Source organism: Umezawaea sp. (assembly GCF_036375055.1).
Taxonomy (GTDB): domain Bacteria; phylum Actinomycetota; class Actinomycetes; order Mycobacteriales; family Pseudonocardiaceae; genus Umezawaea.
The window spans coordinates 111707-128974 of record NZ_DASUSQ010000006.1; the positions used below are offsets into that span (position 1 = coordinate 111707).

Sequence of the window (17268 nt, forward strand, 5' to 3'; positions counted from 1 at the left end):
GTGTCAAGGGCTCAGCGGGAGGTCAGGTAGCTCACGAGCAGGTCGCCGACCATGCGGCGGTGGTGCTCGCGGCGGGCCGGGTCCAGCATGTCCCGGCCGAAGATGGCGTTGAACGTGTGCCGGTTCGCGATGCGGAACACGCAGAACGCGCTGATCGCCATGTGCACGTCGAGCGCGTCGACGTCGTCGCGGAAGTACCCCGCCGCACGGCCCCGGTCGAGGATGCGGGTGAGGACGTCGAGCGCCGGGTTCGCCAGCCCGGCCAGCTCGGTCGAGTGCGCGATGTGCTCGGCGCGGTGGATGTTCTCGATGCTGACCAGCCGCACGAAGTCCGGGTGCGACTCGTGGTGGTCGAACGTCAGCTCGGCGAGGCTGCGCAGCGCGTCGATCGGGTCGAGGTGCTCGACGTCGAGGTCCCGCTCGATGGAGCGGATGACCGCGTACGAGCGTTCCAGGACCTCGATGAACAGCTGCTCCTTGCCGCCGAAGTAGTAGTAGATCATCCGCTTGGTGGTGCTGGTCTTGGCGGCGATCTCGTCCACCCTGGCGCCGTCGTAGCCCTTGTCGGCGAACTCGTGCGCGGCGACGGCGAGGATCTCGGCCTTGGTGCGCTCGGCGTCGCGGGAGCGGTCGACGGCCGGCGCGTCCCCGGAGGGCGGTGCTGCCACGGACTTCCTCTCTCGCCACGGGTGCTGCCGCCCACCACTCTAGGTGTCCCCTTCCCCGCGCCGCCCGTCCTGGGGTACAACTAACTCACCAGTTCGTACATTACGAGGAGAGGTCGCCGATGTCGCACACCTCGTTCCCCGACGCGGTCCGCGAACACGCCGACCTGGCGCGCGGCGCGCTGCTGGTCGGGCTCGTGGGAACGGGCATCGGGCCGTCGCTGAGCCCGGCGCTGCACGAGGGGGAGGCGCGCAGGCTCGGCGTGCGCTACCGGTACCGGCGGATCGACCTCGCCGACTGGGGGCTGGCGCCCGAGGCGGTCGGCGACGTCCTGGCGATCACCCGCGACGCGGGCTACCGCGGCCTGAACATCACCCACCCGTGCAAGCAGGCCGTCCTGCCGCACCTGGACGAGCTGTCCGCCGACGCCGAAGCCCTCGGCGCGGTGAACACGGTGGTGTTCGAGGGCGGCCGGGCCGTCGGCCACAACACCGACTGGTCCGGCTTCACCCGCGGCCTCGCCGTCGGCCTGCCGGGAGCGGCCCTCGGCTCCGTCGTGCTGCTCGGCGCGGGCGGGGCGGGCGCCGCCGTGGCCTACGGGCTGCTCACGGCCGGAGCGGGCACCGTGCACGTCGCCGACCTCGACGGCGACCGCAGCGCGGCGCTGGTGGAGTCGCTCCGGACAGGGTTCGGCGCGGGCCGCGCGGTGGCCGTCCACGGCGACGACGGCCTCGCCGCGGCGATCGGGTCCGCCGACGGCCTCGTGCACGCCACCCCCACGGGGATGGCCGAGCACCCCGGCCTCCCGCTGCCCGCCGACCTGCTGCGCCGGGACCTGTGGGTCGCGGAGGTCGTCTACCGGCCGCTCGACACCGAGCTGGTCACCACCGCGCGGGCCCGCGGCTGCCGCGTGCTCGACGGCGGCCGGATGTTCGCCTACCAGGCCGCGCAGGGGTTCCGGCTGTTCACCGGCGAGGAACCCGACGTCGACCGGATGCTCAGCCACTTCGACCACCTGGTCCGCACCTCGGGGGAGGGGACGTCCGATGTCGGTTGACCGACGGCGCGGGATCGCCACCGTGTGCCTGTCCGGCACGCTGGAGGACAAGCTGGCCGCCGCCGCGGCGGCCGGGTTCGACGGCGTGGAGCTGTTCGAGAACGACCTGCTCGCCTCGCCGTGGTCGCCGGAGCGGGTGCGGCAGGAGTGCGCCGACCTGGGCCTGTCCATCGACCTCTACCAGCCGTTCCGCGACTTCGAGGCGGTGCCGCCCGACGTGCTCGCGCTCAACCTGCGGCGGGCCGAGCTGAAGTTCGACGTGGTCGAGCGGCTCGGGGCCGACACCGTCCTGGTCTGCTCCTCGGTGTCGCCGGACGCGGTGGACGACGACGACCTCGCCGCCGAACAGCTCCACACCCTCGCCGAGCACGCCGGGCGGCGCGGCCTGCGCGTGGCCTACGAGGCGTTGGCGTGGGGCCGGTTCGTCAACACCTACGACCGCGCGTGGCGGATCGTGCGCTCCGCCGACCACCCCGCGCTCGGCGTGTGCCTGGACAGCTTCCACGTGCTGTCCAGGGAGGTCGACCCGGTCGCCATCAGGACCATCCCCGGCGAGAAGGTGTTCTTCCTCCAGCTGGCCGACGCGCCGCGGCTGCGGATGGACGTGCTCCAGTGGAGCCGCCACCACCGGCTCTTCCCCGGCCAGGGCGCCTTCGACCTGACCTCGTTCGTCGACCACGTGCTCGCCACCGGGTACCGGGGACCGCTGTCGCTGGAGGTGTTCAACGACGTCTTCCGGCAGTCCGACCCCCGTGCCGCCGCCGTCGACGCCATGCGGTCGCTGCTCCTGCTCCAGGAGCCGCCGGACGCCGCGCCCGTCCTGGGCGGCCACGCCTACACCGAGATCGACGTCGACGAGACCGCCGCCGCGCGGGTCGGGGCGGCGCTGGCCGGGCTCGGGTTCGCCGCCGCCGGGCGGCACCGGTCGCGGCCCGTGGAGCTGTGGCGGCAGGGCGACGCGCGGATCGTGCTCCACCACCGCGACCCCGCGCACGGCGGGCACGCCGCCGTCACCGCCGTGGCCGTCGCGAGCCCCGACCCGACCACGTCGGCGGCGCGCGCCACGTCGTTCCTCGCCCCGTCGCTCGGCGCGACCGCGGTCGCCGCGCCCGACGGCACGTCCGTGGTCTTCTGCCGCGACGACCAGGACTGGCTCGCGGACTTCACCACCCAGCCCGACGCCGGGGAGCACGCCGACGCGGGCGTGCTGGGCACCGACCACGTCGGCCTCACCGAGCCGTTCGACCGCTTCGAGCAGGCCGGGCTGTTCTACCGCGCCGTCCTCGGCCTGCACCTGGACGACGAGACCGAGTTCGCGGCGCCGTTCGGCCTGGTGCGCAGGCACTCCGTCGTCGACCGCGGCCACCGCGTCCGCATCGCGCTCGACTCGACGCTCGTGCGCCGCGGCAGCTGGGGACCCGACGTCCGCGAGCCGCAGCACGTCGCGTTCACCACCTCCGACGCCGTCGCCAGCGCGCGCGTGATGCGGGGGCTCGGCGCCCCGCTGCTCGACATCCCCGACAACTACTACGACGACCTCGACGCCCGGTTCGCCCCCGATCCGGGGCTCCTCGCCGCGCTGCGCGAGTTCTCGGTGCTCTACGACCGGGACGAGCACGGTGAGTTCCTGCACTTCTGCACGGAGGTGCTCGGCGACCGCGTGTACTTCGAGGTGGTGCAGCGCATCGGCGGGTACTCCGGCTACGGCGCGGTGAACGCGCCCGTCCTCATGGCCGCGCACCGCAGGCGGCGCAGGGCCGCGCACGACCGGTGAGACAACACCATCGGGGGACAAAAGGGCGTGGTTCAGCCGTTTCCCGCGCCCACCGGTGCCGTGACCGTCGGAGTCGACCTCTACCATTCGCCGCGTGACCGCCTACGACGAGTTCGACGACCTCGACGCCTCCGCCCTGCCCGAGCGCCAGCAGCGGATACTCGTCGCGATCCGGGACTGGTCGGTGCGGCACGGGTACTCGCCGAGCAGCAGGCAGATCGGCGAGGCGGTCGGGCTGCGGTCGTCCTCGTCGGTGTCGAAGCACCTGGCGAGCCTGGAGGACAAGGGTTTCCTCCGCCGCGGCGAGTCGGTGTCCCGGCCGATCGACGTGCGCGCGTTCCTGAAGGAGCCGGAGCGCGGCGGCTCGGACGACTCCGTGTCCGTTCCCGTGGTCGGCCACATCGCCGCGGGCAGCCCGATCGCGGCGGAGGAGCACGTCGACGACGTGCTGTCGCTGCCGCGCGGGATCACCGGGCGCGGCACCGTGTTCGGTCTGCGCGTGCGCGGCGACTCGATGGTCGACGCGGCGATCTGCGACGGCGACATCGTCGTGGTGCGCCAGCAGTCCGAGGCCCACTCGGGCCAGATCGTCGCCGCGATGATCGACGACGAGGCCACGGTGAAGGTGTACCGGCGCCGCGGCGGCCACGTGTACCTCGAACCGCGCAACCCGGCCTACCCCGTGCTCGACGGTGACGAGGCGGTCGTGCTCGGCGTCGTCGCCTCGGTGCTGCGCAGCGTCTGACGCCGCGGCCTGGACGTGGTGACCGGCGGCAGGCGGGCAGCGGCATGAGCGCGGGCCTCGGCCCGGACCGGGCCGAGCACCGGGCGGTGGTCCTGGACTCCAAGCCGCCGATGGCGCACTGTGTGCGGGACGCGGTTCGGTGGTCACGACCTGGAGCGGCCGATGCGCTACCTGTTCCGCCCGCCCGCGGGCGACGCCGCGGGCCTGCTCGCCCTGCCGTGGGAGCAGCCGCTGGAGGAGTGGGACCCGAGCCTGCTGCTGGAGGTGCCGCAGCGGGGGATCTCGCGGCACGTGGTGCGGTTCGTCGCGAGCGACGGTGCCGTGTACGCGCTGAAGGAGATATCGGAGGCCCTGGCGCGCCGGGAGTACTCGCTGCTGACCGGGTTCGAGGAGGACGGGCTGCCGTCGGTCTCGGTGCTCGGGTTGTGCGTGGACCGGCCGGGCGGTCAGCAGGCGATCCTGGTGACGCGGTACCTGGAGTACTCGATGTCCTACCGGTACCTGTTCTCCAGCCCCCGGCTGGAGCACTCCGTCGAGCGGCTGCTGGACCCGCTGGTGGAGCTGCTCGTCCGGTTGCACCTGGCGGGGATCTACTGGGGTGACTGCTCGCTGTCGAACACGCTGTTCCGGCTGGACGCGGGCAACCTGGCGGCCTACCTGGTCGACGCCGAGACCGCGGAACGCCACCCGAGCCTGTCGACCGCGCGGCGCGAGTACGACGTGGACCTGGCCGCCGAGAAGGTGGCCGGAGAGCTGATGGACCTCAGCGCGGGCGGTCTGCTGCCCGCCGGGATCGACCCGATCGAGGTGGCCGAGGCGCTGCCCGCGCGGTACGCGGACCTGTGGGACGAGGTGACGCACGAGGACGTGTTCCGCCTCGACGAGCAGCGCTACCGGGTGGCCGAGCGGCTGCGGCGGTTGAACGACCTGGGTTTCGACGTGGGCGAGGTCGAACTGGTGACCTCGCCGGACGGTGCTCGGCTGCGGGTGGACATCCGGGTGGCCGAACCCGGTCAGCACCGGCGGGAGCTGTTCCGGCTGACCGGGCTGGAGGTGCAGGAGGGGCAGGCGCGGCGGCTGCTCAACGACCTCCGGTCCTTCCGGGCGTACCTGGAGCAGCGCGACGGCAGGCCGGTCGCCGAGACCACGGCGGGCCACCACTGGCTCAACGAGGTGTACCGGCCGGTGGTGGACGCGATCCCGCCCGACCCGACGGGGCGGCGGGCACCGGCGGAGATCTTCCACGAGGTGCTGGAGCACCGGTGGCTGGAGTCCGAGCGGGCGGGCCGCGACATCGGCACCACCGCCGCCGTCCGCTCGTACCTGGAGACCGTGGACGGCGACGGGACCGAGACCGTGCGCGGCGAGCTACTCGACGATCCAGACGGCGGCGTCGCCGGGGAGTAGGTCGGTCGGCGCCGGGACGGTGCTGGCCAGCAGGACCCGTCCTCCGGCGGGCAGCGGGACCGGTTCGGTGCCGGTGTTGACGACGCAGGTGAAGCCGGGGGCGCGGTCGAACGCGAGGACGTCGGGCCCGAGGTCGTCGCGGAACCGGAGCGAGCCGTCGCCGAGCGCCCCGGTGGCGCGGCGCAGCCCCAGCGCCGTCCGGTACAGCTCCAGCGTCGACGCGGGGTCGCCGGTCTGCGCGGCCACCGACAGCGGGCCCCAGTCGGCGGGCTGCGGCAGCCACGTCGCGGGTCCGGGACCGAAGCCGTACGGGGGAGCGACGCCCGACCACGGCAGCGGCACGCGGCAGCCGTCACGGCCCCGGTCGGTGTGGCCGGACCGCTGCCAGGTGGGGTCCTGCAACGCCTCGACCGGCAGGTCCTCCACCTCGGGCAGCCCCAGTTCCTCGCCCTGGTAGAGGTACGCGCCGCCGGGCAGCGCCAGCGTGAGCAGCACGGCGGCGCGGGCCCGGCGGAGGCCGAGCGCGAGGTCGGCGGCCGACCCGCCGACGCCCCTGCCCGCGACCTGCTCCAGCCGGGCGTAGCGCGACACGTGCCTGGCCACGTCGTGGTTGGACAGCACCCAGGTCGGCGGCGCGCCCACGGCGGCGTGCTCCTCCAGGGTCTCCTCGATGGTGCGGCGCAGGTCAGCCGCCCGCCACGGGGTCGTGAGGTAGTCGAAGTTGAACGCCGTGTGCAGCTCGTCGGGCCGCAGGTACCGCGAGAGCCGTTCGGGCTCGTCGACCCACGCCTCGGCGACGAAGATCCGCGGCGGGTCGTACTCCTCCGCCAGCGCGCGCCACTCCCGGTACACCTCGTGCACCTCGTCGCGGTCCCAGTGCGGGTGCGCGGTCCACGGTGCGCGGACGAGCTGCCCCTCCACCTCGACCCGGCTCGGCGGGTAGCGCTGCTCGCCGACGTCGGGCAGTCCCGGCTCCTTGATCAGCGAGTGGGCCACGTCGATGCGGAACCCGTCGACGCCGCGGTCGAACCAGAACCGCAGCGTGTCGGCGAAGTCGGCCCGCACCTCCGGGTGCTCCCAGTCGAGGTCGGGCTGGGCGGGGTCGAACAGGTGCAGGTACCAGTCGCCGTCGGCGACCCTCGTCCACGCCGGGCCGCCGAACACGCTGCGCCAGTCGTTCGGCGGCAGGTCGTCCCGGCCGCGGCGGAACAGGTAGCGGTCGCGGGCGGGCGAGCCGGGACCGGCCGCGAGGGCTTCGCGGAACCACGGGTGCTCGGAGGAGGTGTGGTTCGGGACGATGTCCAGCAGCACCCGCAGGCCGCGGTCGTGCGCCTCGGCGATCAGGTGCTCGGCGTCGGCGAGCGTGCCGAACCGGGGTTCGACGGCCCGGTAGTCGCTCACGTCGTACCCCGCGTCGACCATCGGCGACGGGTACCACGGGTTGATCCAGAGCGCGTCCGCCCCGAGGTCGGCGATGTGGTCCAGCCGGGAGCGGAGCCCGGTGATGTCGCCGAGCCCGTCGCCGTCACCGTCGGCGAAGCTGCGGATGTAGACCTGGTAGATCACCGCGCTGCGCCACCACTCCCGCTGAGCCACCTCGTGCCCCGCCCCTCTTCCCGTCAGACCCGGCCGTCCTCGATGGTGCGCCGGCGCGCGGCTCCGCGCTCGTCGGCACCGCGTGCGACAACGGTGTGGAAGCGCTCCCACGTTCGCGGTAGGTTCGTCGGCGGACCGGCCCTCCCGGCCGCGGTTTCGAAGGAGCACCGACATGGGCGCCGTCACCGAGAGCATCACCAAGAACCGGCAGTCCACCGCCGTGCTGCGCGCCATGGTCGCGCGGGCCTACGGCGAGGACCGGGCGCCCGAGGGCGACGACTGGGCCGAGGAGCTGACCAACGGCTGGTTCAACGTGGCCTACCGGATCCGCCTGCGCGACGGTGAGCGCGTGGTGCTCAAGATCGCTCCGCCGCGGGGCGTCGAGGTGATGACCTACGAGCGCGACCTGATGCGCACGGAGGTGGCCGCGCTGGCCCTCGTCCGCGAGCGCACCGGTGTCCCGGTGCCCGCCGTGCACTTCCACGACGACAGCCGCGAGCTGTGCGACGCGGAGTACTTCTTCATGGAGTTCGTCGACGGCGACAACTTCGGCGTCATCGGGGAGACCCTGACCGAGGAGGAGCGGGACGCCTACTGGGAGGCCATCGGGGTGGCCAACCGCGAGCTGAACACCGTGCCGGGCGACCACTTCGGCCCGCTGCTGGGGACCGGGGAACCGGGGGCGACGTGGCGGCGGGTGTTCACGGGGATCGTCGAGGACGTGCTGCGCGACGGCGAGCGGCGGGCCGTCGACCTCGGCTGGGACTACGCCGTCTTCCGGAAGATCGTCGCGGACCGCGCCGACAGCCTCGACGAGGTGACCGAGCCCGTCTTCGTCGAGTGGGACCTGTGGGACGGCAACGCCATCGTCCGCGACGGCGCGCTGGTGGGCATCATCGACCACGAGCGCGCGCTCTACGGCGACCCGCTGATGGAGGGCGGGTTCGCCGCGGACAGCCTGGAGAGCTTCCCCGGCGACTCCGCGAGCTTCGTCCGCGGGTACGGCTGGGCGCCGTCGACCCCCGCCGAGCTGACGCGGCGCAAGCTCTACACGCTGCACCTGCTGCTGGTCATGGTCGTCGAGACCGTGTACCGCGGGCACACCGACCCGTCGCAGTACGACTTCTCCCGCGCCCAGCTGGACGCGCTGGTGGAGACGTTCGGCGTCCGGCGGTGACGGCCGGTTGACCGGCGACCAGGCCGCCGCGCTCGGCACGCGGCCGATCGGGCGCCTGCTGTGGAGCTCCTCGTTCCAGTCGACGATCTCCGTCGCCACCTACGGGATCTACGCCCTGACGAACGCCTGGTTCGTGTCCCGCGGCGTGGGTGCCCTCGCGTTCGCCGCGGTCAACCTGGTCGCGCCCGTCCTGATGGTCCTCGGCGCGGTCACGACGACCGTCGGCGTGGGCGGCGCGTCGCTGGTGTCCCGCAGCCTCGGGCGCGGCGACCTCCGGCAGGCCGCGCGGGCGACCGGCACGGCGTTCGTCGTGTACTGGGCGACGGCGCTCGTGATCACGGTGGCGGGCCTGGTGTTCCTCGACCCGCTGCTGACGCTGCTCGGCGCGACGGACGAGACCCGCGGGTACGCCCACGAGTACGGGGTGGTCGTCCTGGCGGGGGCGATCACCGCGACGGGGTTCTCCAGCCTGGTCCGCGCCGAGGGGCGGATGCGGTTCTCCACGATGCTGTGGGTCGTCCCGGTGCTCTGCCAGATCGTGCTCGACCCCGTGCTGATCTTCGGCTTCGGCCTGGGCGTGCGGGGGGCCGCGCTGGGCACGGTCGGCGGCCAGGCGGTGTCGATGGGCATGAGCCTGTGGTTCTTCTTCGTCCAGCGGAACCGCCCGTACCGCGTCACCGCCGCCGACCTGCGCCCCCACTGGCCCACCCTGCGGCGGCTGGTCGCCGTGGGCGCGCCGTCCTTCCTCGGCGGCTTCGGCTCCACGCTGGTCGTCGCGCTCGTCAACAACCTGCTGGTGGTCCTGGGCGGGCCGGTGCTGATGGGCGCCTACGCGATCTGCGCCCGCATCGGCACGTTCGTGCTGATGCCGCAGCTCGGCATCTCCCAGGGGATGCAGCCGCTGATCGGCTACAACGCCGGGCTGGGCCTGACCGACCGGGTCGACCGGACGCGCACCCTCGCCCTGCGGGCCTCGCTGGTCTGCGGAACGTTCGCGTGCGCGGGGGTCCTGGTCGCCGCCGGACCGCTGGTGGCGGTGTTCACCGACGACCCGGCCGTGCGGGGCGCGGCCACCGGCGCCCTGCGGGTGCTGGCGCTCGCGTACCCCCTCGCGGGGATCGCGATCCTCGTGTCGGCCTACTTCCAGGCGATCGGCCGCGCGCTCCCGTCGTACGCGCTCTCGACCGGGTCGATCGTCGTGGTGCGGGTGCCGGTCCTGCTCGTGTTCAGCCTCTTCGGCGTCGGGTGGCTGTGGATCAGCTTCCCGGTGGCCGAACTCGTGGCCGCCGCGGCGGCGCTGGCGATCCTGCGGGCGCTCGGGGGTGGCCGTGCGGCGTGGCGGCCACCCCCGGACGTCCGTGGCGTCAGGCGCAGGTGACGGTGGCGTCCGCCCAGTCCGCGTGGTCGTACCTGGCACCGTCCACAGTGGGCAGGACGGCGAGGTGCACGTACTGCTGACCGGTCACGTCGGCCGTGATCCGCCTGGCCCCGTCGGTGCCGCGCACCACACCGCTGGTGGCGATCTGCCTGCCCCCGGCCCACACCTCCATCGTCACGCTGCCGTTGTCCCCGGTCTCGTCGTCGAGCCCCACCCACGCCTGGAAGCTCGTGCACCGGCCGCCGAGGTGGTAGCGCACCTCGCTGCGGGCGTGCACGCCGATCCCGCGCGCGTAGGCCGTGCCGCCGATGGTCAGGGTGCGGCCGTCACCCGCCGCCCGTTCACCGTTGCTGCGGTCGACCTCCACCGGCCCGTAGGCGCTGGCGGCCAGGCTCGCCGACAGCGCGGACACCTGCGTCGTGCCGGGCGGCGGCGTGGCGAACGCCCCCGCGCGGCTGACTCGGTAGACCACCGTGCCGTGCGCCGGGACCGACGCGCTGATGGTGCCGGACGTCGTGGTGACCGCCTTCGACCACAGGTCGGTCAGGCGGTAGGAGGTGGCGTTGCCGAGACCCGCGGCGGCGGCCGTCGTGCTGATCGTCGCGGTCGAGCCGTTCTCGTTGAACAGCGCCACGGCCACGTCGCCGTCGTCCAGCGGCTTGGTCAGCACGTGCAGGCCGTTCGCGTCGGCGATCTCCGTCGCCTGCACGCCGAGGCCGTCCTGGTCGAGCGCGATCACGTCGCGGTTGGTGAGGATCGCGTACGTCGCCTCGCTCGCGCCGCGCAGGTCCGCGCCGATCAGCAGCGGGGCGTTCATCATCGACCAGAGCGTGAAGTGGCTGCGGTACTCGGTGTCGGTCATGCCGCCGTTGCCGACCTCCAGCATGTCCGGGTCGTTCCAGGCCCCGCGCTGCGAGTCCGTCGACCGCTGCACGTTGGCCTTGAAGATGTTCAGCATGCTGCCCCAGGTGTCCTCGATGTCACCCGTGGTGCGCCAGAGGTTGCCGACGGGCTGCGCCCAGTCCCACGGCGCGTTCGAACCCCACTCGCAGATGGAGAACACGATGGGCCTGCCGGTGGCGCGCAGGGCGTCGCGCATGGTCGTGTACCGCTGCTGGGCGCTCTGGCCGAGGTGGTCGCCGCAGTTGTCGTACTTCAGGTAGTCGACGCCCCAGGAGGCGAAGAGGTTCGCGTCCTGCTGCTCGTGGCCGATGCCGCCGGGGAACCCCTGAGCGTCGCAGGTCTTCGTGCCCGCGCTGGTGTAGATGCCGAACTTCAGGCCCTTGCCGTGCACGTAGTCGGCGACCGCCTTGATGCCGTTGGGGAAGCGGGTCCGGTTCGGCACGAGGTTCCCGCTCGCGTCGCGGTTCGGCTCGGCCCAGCAGTCGTCGAGGTTGACGTAGGTGTACCCGGCGTCCTTGAGGCCGCGCGAGACGAACAGGTCGGCGATGCCGCGGACCATCTGCTCGTTGAAGTCGGCGCGGCAGTGGGTGGAGTTCCAGTTGTTGAAGCCCATCGGGGGTGTCTGGGCCAGGCCGTTCTCCAGCGCGGCGGCGGGGGTGCTGGGGACGACGACGGATCCGATCACGGTGAGCAGTCCGAGCAGGGCGGAGCCGAGTGCTGTACGACGCTTCGTCGCGTGGTTCATGCAGCCTCAATCCTTCGGAATCTAACAACACTGATCACAAAATCGATCAGAATCATCGGACCCGAACAGAAGGAGGCGGTCAAGGGCGGATCGGGGGATTCCTGGCCGTGGTGGTCGTGGGAACGTTCCCGGCGGGAGGGGTGCGCGGTGAGGCGGCGGTGCCTTCGTGGGGTGCGCGGTGCCCGTGCGGGGTGTGCGTTCGGGCGTGGTGGTTCGTGGGGTGCGGATCGGGTGCTGTGTTCGCGCGGGGAGTGCGGTCCTCGGACAGGCGGGGGTGTCTGTGCGGGTGCGCACGCTGCCGCGGGTGCGGTGCCTGTGCGGGTGCGCGCGCTGCCGCGGGTGCGGTGCCTGTGCGGGGTGTGCGGTTCCCGGAAGTCGTTCGAGTGGGGCGTCGAGGTGCTCGTGGCGGAGCCGGTGGCTTTCCGCATGAATGCGTACTCCGGTTTCGCCGCTGGGCCGGTGCGAGAGGCGGTGTCGGATTGCTGGCCTTTGTTGGATTCGGTGAACTCGGCGGTGGTGGAGCGGGACGGTGTGCGGTCCGATGATCCGCGGTGGGGGCGGAGGCTGTGGTGGGAGCGGTCGTCGGGGGTGCTCCACCTCGGCGGTTGGTGCTCGGTGACGATGGGTTTGGTGGATTTTCCATTGGGGCGAGTTCGGTGGTCAGGATCGCTCGTTTGGACGGCGTGAGGGTGGCGTTGTGGGCGGCACCCTGGGGGGATGACCGCTGGCTCGGACGATGAACGGTCGGTGATCCGGCGCGTTCAGCGCGATCGCGTTGTGCTCGGGGTCGCCGTCGGGTTCATGGCGCTCGGTGCTCTGCTGGGTGTCGCGGGCACGGTGGGGGTATTCGTCGACGGCCTCGGTGATTCCGGGTTCGGGCAGTGGCCGGTGTTGGCCGCCGTTGGGTCTTTCATCACCGTTGGGGTCGGGGTGCTGCTGCACTTCTCCATGAGGAAGGCGTTCGGGGGGCGTGGAGGGGAGGAGGTCGGGCATCGTGACCGGTGGAGCCGTGCTGTGATCCGGGGTGGGCAAGGGGTCATGGTGGGCGGGTGTTTGTTGGTGGTGAACGGGTTCGCCGGGTTCTTCGGGCATTGGATCGTCAATGGGGGAACGGTGGGGGTTTCGCCGTGGGTGTTGGTCAGCATGGTGTTGGGGGCTTTGTTGTTGATCGTCGGGCGGATGGTTGTCGGGTTGATGGAGTAGGTGGCTGTTGGTCCCCAGGGATGGTTGAGTTCCTTCGGATCGGGTGGCTGCTGGCCCGGTCGGATCGGGTAGCTGTCAGTCCCGTCGGATCGGGTAATCACAAGTCCCAGGGGATCGGGTAACCGCCAGTCCCGGCCTGGGTGGCCGATTTGATTCGGGCACCCCTCGATTCGCCCCTGTGATCGGGCTCAAGGGCAGGTGGTGTCACCCTGCCCGATCTACTGTTGTAAGGAGTAAATCCCCCGAGTGAAATCGGCCACGGGTTTCGGGAAAGACGTTGGCTCTTGTGCGGTGGTTGGCGGGCTTAGTGCACTGTGCCGTTTTTCCGTGCCAGGCTGCTGTTTCCGCTCTGTTGCGGGGGGTTGGTTCGTCTTGGATTCTGCTCAGGGGGAGGTTGAGGTCTGCTGCTACCTCGTTGTTGGTCCGGCTGTTCCCTGACGTCCGCAGGGAGGTGCGCGGCGAGGGCTCCGCGAACGTGACCAGGGGTGAGGCGGTGACCTCGTCCGTCGGAGGGGGACGGACGAGGTCACCGGGCCGTCAGTTCCGCCAGGTGTCGTTCAGGGTGGCGGGGGAGGTGGCGGTGCGGTTCGCCCCGCTCTCCCACGTCACGGCGCCGTTCGACTCCTTGCGGAGGTACTTGTACTGGAACGCGGTGCCCTCGGGCAGCGACACCGACGCCTTCCACACCGGGTAGGTCGCCGGGGACAGCGCGACGGCCGCCGCGGGGTTCCACGAGCCCAGCGCCGCGTGGTCACCGACGACGAAGACGTTCTGCCCCACCGTGGTCGCGGCGTTGACCGCGAACGCGGCCGAGCCGGTGCCGGGCTGCGGATCGGTGCCGCCGGTCGCGCCGACGTGCAGCGCGATGGCCTCGCCCGCGCCGACCGTCGCGGTGAACTGGCCGTTGGAGCCGACCGCGTAGGACGCCGTGCAGCCGTCGCGCTGGACGTCGCAGTAGGTGCCCGCGGGCAGCGACGTCTGGAAGGTGCGGGTGAGCGCCGAGGACTCCTTGTTGATGGCGACGAAACCCCGGTTGCCCCGGCTGAACGCGATGGCGTTGTTGCCGTTGTCCCACCAGTTCGCGACGGCCGTGCCCGCCACCGCGTTGCGGAAGCCGACCATGTTGGCGATCTGCGGCCACTTGTGCTGGCACTTCCAGCCGTTGCTGTAGCACTGGGCCGCGGCGGGCGGGCCCGCGTCGTTGTCGGAGAACTCGTAGCCCGAGTACACCTGCGGCGCGCCGTAGGGCCAGGCCAGCATGAACACGTTGGCCAGGGTGTAGGTGGAGCCGTTCTTGTAGTTCAGGGTGGAGCCGTTGCGCTCGGTGTCCCAGTTGTCCACGAACGGCCTGGCCTGGTTGCCGGGGAGGTAGCCCCACGACTGGCCGAAGTTGGTGAGGTAGGCCAGTTTCTCGGTGGTGAAGACGCGCTTCACGTCGTAGGCGTAGCGGAACTCGTCCACGTCGCCGGACCCGGTGTACTCGCCCGGCTGGACGGCCTCGCCCGCGCCGTAGATCACCTCGTGCACCCAGAAGACGTTCGGGTTGCTGAGCCTGGACTTGATGGCCGACATGTCCGCGGCGGCGATGTGCTTGGCCGCGTCGATCCGGAAGCCGTCCACGCCCATCGAGATGAGGTTGTTCAGGTAGGCCGCGATGGTGCCCCGGACGTGGTCGCTGCCGGTGTTCAGGTCCGACAGGCCGACCAGTTCGCAGTTCTGCACGTTGTCGCGGTTGCGGTAGTCGTTGATCTGGCTGCGGCAGGAGTGGAAGTCCTGGTCGCCGTAGTAGCCGGGGTAGTTGTACTTCGAGTGGTTCGTGCCGCCGGTCCCGGTGCCCGAGCCCGCCGACATGTGGTTCACCACCGCGTCGGCGATGACCTTCACGCCCGCGGCGTGGCAGGTGTTGACCATGTTCCGGAACTGGGCCTCGGTGCCGAGCCGTCCGGCGATCCGGTAGCTGACCGGCTGGTAGGAGGTCCACCACTGGCCGCCCTGGATGTGCTCGGACGCGGGGGAGACCTCGACGAACCCGTACCCCTCGGGGCCGAGGACGGTCGTGCACTCGGTGGCGACGCGGTCGAACGACCACTGGAACAGGGTCGCGGTCACGTCCTTGGCGCCCGGTGGGGTCGCCTGGGCGGCGGGGGTGGCCGCCGGGATGAGCATCGCGCTGGTGAGCAGGGCCGCCACGACGAGCACGGCCCTGCGAGCTGAGGGGACCACGGTGTCTCCTTGCTGTGCAGGGTGTGCTCTACGTCATACCAGTTGCACGAGTTTCTGAAAACGTCTGCAAACACTTTCGGCAGGTTCGGCGGCACGGACTCGGCGGTGCGGACCAACGACCCCGTACCTCCCGGCACCGCCGATCATGACCGGCGGGCTCGCGCGCCCGTAGAGTCACCGGGTGTGACAGCTCGGCTCAGTGACATCGCTACCCAGGCAGGCGTCAGCGAGGCGACCGTCAGCCGGGTGATCAACGGCAAGGCGGGCGTCTCGTCCTCGACCCGGCAGGCCGTCGTGGCCGCGATGGACGTCCTCGGCTTCGAACGGCCACCCAAGCTGCGGCAACGCAGCCAGGGGCTCATCGGACTGATCATCCCGGAGTTGACGAACCCGATCTTCCCGATGTTCGCGCAGGTCATCGAGCAGATGCTCACCAGGGACGGCTACACGCCCGTCCTGTGCACGCAGACCCCCGGCGGCTCGTCGGAGGACCAGTTGACCGAACTGCTCGTCGACCACGGCGTGACGGGCATCGTGTTCGTCGCGGGCCTGCACGCCGACACGACCGCCGACATGGACCGGTACGTGAAGCTCGCGGGCCGCCGGGTGCCGTTCGTGATGGTCAACGGGTACACCGACAAGGTGTCCGCGCCGTTCGTCTCCGTCGACCACCGCTCCGCCGCCCGCCTCGCCGTGTCCCACCTGGTAGAACTCGGCCACGAACGGATCGGCCTCGCCGTCGGCCCGCCCCGGTACGTCCCGACCCAGCGCATGGTCGAGGGCTTCACCCTCGCCCGACCGGCGGCCGAGCTGGTGGTGGAGCACTCGCTGTACACGGTCGAGGGCGGCCAGGCGGCGGGCACCGCGCTGCTGGACCAGGGCTGCACGGCCGTGGTGTGCGGCAGCGACCTGATGGCGTTCGGCGCCATCCGCGCGGCCCGCCACCGCGGCCTGCACGTGCCGCGGGACGTGTCCGTCGTCGGGTTCGACGACTCACCGCTCATCGTCTTCGCCGACCCGCCGCTGACCACGCTGCGTCAACCCGTGGACGCGATGGGCCAGGCGGCCGTGCGCGCGTTGATGGAGGAGATCGGCGGTACCCCGGCCCCGCACGCGGAGTTCGTGTTCCAGCCGGAGCTGGTGGTGCGCGGGTCGACCGGCGCCCGGCGCTAGACCGTCGAGGAGAACGCCCGCACCGTCCACGGGGGACGCCTCCGGCAGCTCGTGCGGAACGGGCACCGCGAACGCCGCGGTGGCCGCCCCGTCGTCCCGCCGCGGACGACCTCCGGTCGCGCTCGTGGCGCGACGTCCTCGGACGGGTGCTGCTCAGGCGCGCGCGGTGCTGTCGCGCACGGTCAGCCGGGGGGCGAGCAGACGGGTCTCCGCGCCGGTGTGGCCGCCCAGGCTGCGGACGGTCATCTCCACGGCGAGCGCGCCGACCTCGTCGGCCGGGATCGCGACCGTGGTGAGGGCGACCGGGTGGTTCTCGGCCATGCTGTCCGGGCAGACCGCGACGACCGACACGTCCTGCGGCACCCGGCGGCCCCGGTGGCGCAGGTCCGAGAGCACGGCGGGCAGCACGGCCTCGTTGTGCACCACCAGACCCGTGACGTCGGGGTGCTGTGCGAACAGATCGTCCAGGCCCGAGCTGACCGCCTCGTAGGAGTGCCTGCACGACCGCGGCACGGCCTTCACGCCGCGGGCGCGGGCCGCGTCGGTGAAGCCGCGCAGGAACCGGGCCGCGTAGCTGGTGCCGCGCCGGTAGACGGCGGGCGAGGGCCCGACCAGCGCGATCGAGCGGTGGCCGAGGTCGGCCAGGTGCGCGACGCACACCGCGCCCGCCGCCGTGAAGTCCAGGTCCACGCACGGCAGCCCGCAGGGGGAGTCCGGCGCGCCGATCAGGACCACCGGCCGGTCGAGCGCGAGCAGCATCGGCACGCGCGGGTCGTCGCTCTCGACGTCCATGACGATGAGCGCGTCGGCCAGGGCCGAGGACGCGACCCGTTGCAGCGCGGCGGGCCCCTCGTCCTTGGTGAGCAGCAGGACGTCGTGGTCGTGGTCGCGCGCCGCCTTCACGACCGAGGCGACGAACTGCATCACCACGGCCACGTTGAGGTCGGTGCGCAGCGGGACGACCAGCGCCAGCACGCTGGTCTTGCTGCTGGCCAGCGCGCGCGCCCCGGCGTGCGGGTGGTAGCCGAGCCTGCGGATGCTCTCCTCGACGAGCCTCTTCGTCTTCGGCGAGATGGAGCGCTTGCCGCTGATCACGTACGAGACCGTGCTGGGCGCGACGCCCGCCGAACGGGCGACCTCGTGGATCGTGACCATGGCGTGCTCCTCGTCGTCGAAGCGCATCGATTTTCTGTGAAGGTAAGTGAAATCGCAGATTCGCAC

General features: G+C 71.9%; 13 protein-coding genes. 8 read left to right on the forward strand and 5 right to left on the reverse strand.

All coding sequences use genetic code 11. From position 1 onward, the window contains the following. Window positions 1-11: 11 nt before the first annotated feature. A complete protein-coding gene (locus tag VFZ92_RS02115) occupies window positions 12-668 on the reverse strand; it encodes a TetR/AcrR family transcriptional regulator (RefSeq protein ID WP_330873936.1) in 657 nt (218 codons plus the stop codon). 119 nt (window positions 669-787) lie between these two features. Between VFZ92_RS02115 and VFZ92_RS02120 the strand changes: the two genes are divergently transcribed. The 4 genes from VFZ92_RS02120 to VFZ92_RS02135 all read left to right on the forward strand — a co-directional run bounded on the left by VFZ92_RS02120 (window position 788) and on the right by VFZ92_RS02135 (window position 5649). Further along, entirely contained in the window at window positions 788-1723 is a 936-nt protein-coding gene (locus VFZ92_RS02120; RefSeq protein ID WP_330873937.1) for a shikimate dehydrogenase, read from the forward strand. After that, window positions 1713-3497: a sugar phosphate isomerase/epimerase and 4-hydroxyphenylpyruvate domain-containing protein gene (locus VFZ92_RS02125; RefSeq protein WP_330873938.1), complete on the forward strand. Its 1785-nt coding sequence runs from the start codon at window positions 1713-1715 to the stop codon at window positions 3495-3497. Before VFZ92_RS02120 ends, VFZ92_RS02125 begins: the two co-directional genes overlap by 11 nt. Before the next feature lie 94 nt (window positions 3498-3591). After that, the gene (gene lexA / locus VFZ92_RS02130; RefSeq protein ID WP_330873939.1) at window positions 3592-4242 is read left to right on the forward strand and encodes a transcriptional repressor LexA; all 651 of its coding nucleotides are present in this window, start codon (window positions 3592-3594) and stop codon (window positions 4240-4242) included. A 162-nt stretch (window positions 4243-4404) separates the two neighbouring features. Beyond that, window positions 4405-5649: a DUF4032 domain-containing protein gene (locus VFZ92_RS02135; RefSeq protein ID WP_330873940.1), complete on the forward strand. Its 1245-nt coding sequence runs from the start codon at window positions 4405-4407 to the stop codon at window positions 5647-5649. On the opposite strand, the gene VFZ92_RS02140 is transcribed toward VFZ92_RS02135, so the two are convergent. Beyond that, window positions 5611-7245 carry a glycoside hydrolase family 13 protein gene (locus VFZ92_RS02140; protein ID WP_330873941.1) on the reverse strand — a complete coding sequence of 545 codons (1635 nt, stop codon included), beginning with the start codon at window positions 7243-7245 and terminating at the stop codon, window positions 5611-5613. The genes VFZ92_RS02135 and VFZ92_RS02140 overlap by 39 nt on opposite strands. A gap of 172 nt (window positions 7246-7417) precedes the next feature. On the opposite strand from VFZ92_RS02140, the gene VFZ92_RS02145 reads away from it, so the two are divergent. After that, window positions 7418-8422: an aminoglycoside phosphotransferase family protein gene (locus tag VFZ92_RS02145; protein WP_330873942.1), complete on the forward strand. Its 1005-nt coding sequence runs from the start codon at window positions 7418-7420 to the stop codon at window positions 8420-8422. A 7-nt stretch (window positions 8423-8429) separates the two neighbouring features. After that, window positions 8430-9800, forward strand: a complete 1371-nt coding sequence (locus VFZ92_RS02150) for an MATE family efflux transporter (protein WP_330873943.1) — start codon at window positions 8430-8432, stop codon at window positions 9798-9800. On the opposite strand, the gene VFZ92_RS02155 is transcribed toward VFZ92_RS02150, so the two are convergent. Then, window positions 9787-11448 (reverse strand): NPCBM/NEW2 domain-containing protein, encoded by a 1662-nt coding sequence (locus VFZ92_RS02155; protein ID WP_330873944.1) that lies wholly within the window; start codon window positions 11446-11448, stop codon window positions 9787-9789. The two genes, VFZ92_RS02150 and VFZ92_RS02155, sit on opposite strands and share 14 nt — an antisense overlap. A gap of 717 nt (window positions 11449-12165) precedes the next feature. Here VFZ92_RS02155 and VFZ92_RS02160 point away from each other — a divergent pair. Beyond that, a complete protein-coding gene (locus VFZ92_RS02160; RefSeq protein ID WP_330873945.1) occupies window positions 12166-12651 on the forward strand; it encodes a hypothetical protein in 486 nt (161 codons plus the stop codon). Between the two features lie 537 nt (window positions 12652-13188). Here VFZ92_RS02160 and VFZ92_RS02165 read toward each other — a convergent pair. Further along, window positions 13189-14874: a carbohydrate-binding module family 20 domain-containing protein gene (locus VFZ92_RS02165; RefSeq protein WP_330873946.1), complete on the reverse strand. Its 1686-nt coding sequence runs from the start codon at window positions 14872-14874 to the stop codon at window positions 13189-13191. Between the two features lie 183 nt (window positions 14875-15057). On the opposite strand from VFZ92_RS02165, the gene VFZ92_RS02170 reads away from it, so the two are divergent. Continuing rightward, window positions 15058-16047, forward strand: a complete 990-nt coding sequence (locus VFZ92_RS02170) for a LacI family DNA-binding transcriptional regulator (protein ID WP_330873947.1) — start codon at window positions 15058-15060, stop codon at window positions 16045-16047. 153 nt (window positions 16048-16200) lie between these two features. Here the strand turns inward: VFZ92_RS02170 and VFZ92_RS02175 are convergent, their stop codons facing one another. Next, on the reverse strand, window positions 16201-17202 hold the full coding sequence (locus tag VFZ92_RS02175; RefSeq protein WP_330873966.1) for a LacI family DNA-binding transcriptional regulator: 1002 nt from the start codon (window positions 17200-17202) through the stop codon (window positions 16201-16203). Between the last annotated feature and the right edge of the window lie 66 nt (window positions 17203-17268).

Coding starts and splice junctions, on each gene's coding strand:
- VFZ92_RS02120 (WP_330873937.1), top strand. CDS start 788: ATGTCGCACACCTCGTTCCCCGACGCGGTCCGCGAACACGCCGACCTG.
- VFZ92_RS02125 (WP_330873938.1), top strand. CDS start 1,713: ATGTCGGTTGACCGACGGCGCGGGATCGCCACCGTGTGCCTGTCCGGC.
- VFZ92_RS02135 (WP_330873940.1), top strand. CDS start 4,405: ATGCGCTACCTGTTCCGCCCGCCCGCGGGCGACGCCGCGGGCCTGCTC.
- VFZ92_RS02145 (WP_330873942.1), top strand. CDS start 7,418: ATGGGCGCCGTCACCGAGAGCATCACCAAGAACCGGCAGTCCACCGCC.
- VFZ92_RS02155 (WP_330873944.1), bottom strand. CDS start 11,448: ATGAACCACGCGACGAAGCGTCGTACAGCACTCGGCTCCGCCCTGCTC.
- VFZ92_RS02160 (WP_330873945.1), top strand. CDS start 12,166: ATGACCGCTGGCTCGGACGATGAACGGTCGGTGATCCGGCGCGTTCAG.
- VFZ92_RS02175 (WP_330873966.1), bottom strand. CDS start 17,202: ATGGTCACGATCCACGAGGTCGCCCGTTCGGCGGGCGTCGCGCCCAGC.